The 1,203-nt window shown below is 56.4% G+C and carries 3 protein-coding genes; 1 reads left to right on the top strand and 2 read right to left on the bottom strand.

Translation table 11 applies throughout. The features are described 5' to 3' along the window. Window positions 1-249: 249 nt before the first annotated feature. Window positions 250-459 carry a hypothetical protein gene (locus tag C4N04_RS31390; RefSeq protein ID WP_225880317.1) on the top strand — a complete coding sequence of 70 codons (210 nt, stop codon included), beginning with the start codon at window positions 250-252 and terminating at the stop codon, window positions 457-459. Window positions 460-620: 161 nt separating this feature from the next. Here C4N04_RS31390 and fdxB read toward each other — a convergent pair whose 3' ends face one another. Then, complete coding sequence (fdxB, locus tag C4N04_RS31385) at window positions 621-938, bottom strand: ferredoxin III, nif-specific (RefSeq protein WP_004677870.1); 318 nt, start codon at window positions 936-938, stop codon at window positions 621-623. Next, on the bottom strand, window positions 935-1,138 hold the full coding sequence (locus C4N04_RS31380; RefSeq protein WP_009991124.1) for a CCE_0567 family metalloprotein: 204 nt from the start codon (window positions 1,136-1,138) through the stop codon (window positions 935-937). The genes fdxB and C4N04_RS31380 overlap by 4 nt, the downstream gene beginning before the upstream one ends. Window positions 1,139-1,203: the final 65 nt, after the last annotated feature.

Genomic DNA, 1,203 nt, shown 5'->3' with positions numbered 1-1,203 from the left:
CAGGTTGATGTGTATTTGACGGAGAGACCGGCGAACAAAACGTTCCAATCACGACAAACCTGACAAAAGTGGCGGATGCCCGACATTTGCGAGAAATGTCGACGGTTGCGCTGGGGACAAGGGAATTAGCATGTAATTCAACCGCGCTCAGGATCGTCCTGTGTCGGATCGTATTGAGCCTGCGGGGTGGAAAGTGGCGTTGCGGTCCTCGCCGCAAGTGCCTCCGTCAGCTGCGCACTGGTGCTTACCTTGACGGTCAGCTTGCGCGAGACATTGCGTGCAATTGCAGTGCCTTCTTTGCACCGGCCGCCATTGATTAGAACCGCCGCATCCGCGGATCAGGCATGGGACACGAACGGCACGATCTGTGGCGATCCAATCGCGGGGCATCTGCCTTGGCAACCGGATAAGTTCATCGCCGAGGGCGACGAGACAGCGATCGCCACTTCGCGCTTTTAAAAAAGTCCTATTGAAAGAAGCGACGAACTAGCCACCATCGCAGCGCCAACTTTGTGGATGGAATGCCACACGAAGTAACTACGTTCGTTCGTTTGCGCAGACGACGAGCAGCAGGAGACAACAAACGATCTGAAGGTAACAGCGTTGACTTGTTCGCGAGATCACGCAGTAACCTTGTCTGCCGCGACATGGGTCTGACAGTTCTTCGGGCAGACGCGCGCGCAGGCGCCGCAACCAATGCAGCGGCCGGCCTCATCGACAACCATGATCATACGATTGAGCTCGCCATCGAAGTCTTCCTCCTCGTCGTCGCAGATGCCGAGGATTTCACCCGCTTCACCGACGCCATAGAGGTGCATGACTTCGCGAGAGCAGGCTTTGAAGCATCGGCCACAGCCGATGCAGGTTGTAGCATCGATGCAGGTCAGGTACTCCGGCACCCAGCTGGAGCCGTCGCGCGTGACGAAAGGGCCAGTCATCGTGAATTCTCCAATGCAGCGAGCTCTTCCTTCGCAGCGTTCAACTCGGCGAAGGCGTCGAACGTCTCTCCTGCAATGGTCTTGATTCTAGCCCAATTAATCGGAAGGTCCTCGGCAAGATCGTGCAACTCCATCTTCGCAGCGGCGGCGCGGGACTGCAGCTTGCGGACCTTCTTCAGCTGCTCCACAATGTCTGACATGATCTCTTTCCTCGAAAATTGATTTCATGATGCCCGCGCCACGTCGGGATAGGTTTCGATAACTT

Origin of the sequence: Rhizobium sp. H4 (assembly GCF_003013335.1) — a bacterium.
Lineage (GTDB): Bacteria > Pseudomonadota > Alphaproteobacteria > Rhizobiales > Rhizobiaceae > Rhizobium > Rhizobium sophoriradicis.
This window is presented reverse-complemented; position numbering and strand designations above follow the sequence as displayed.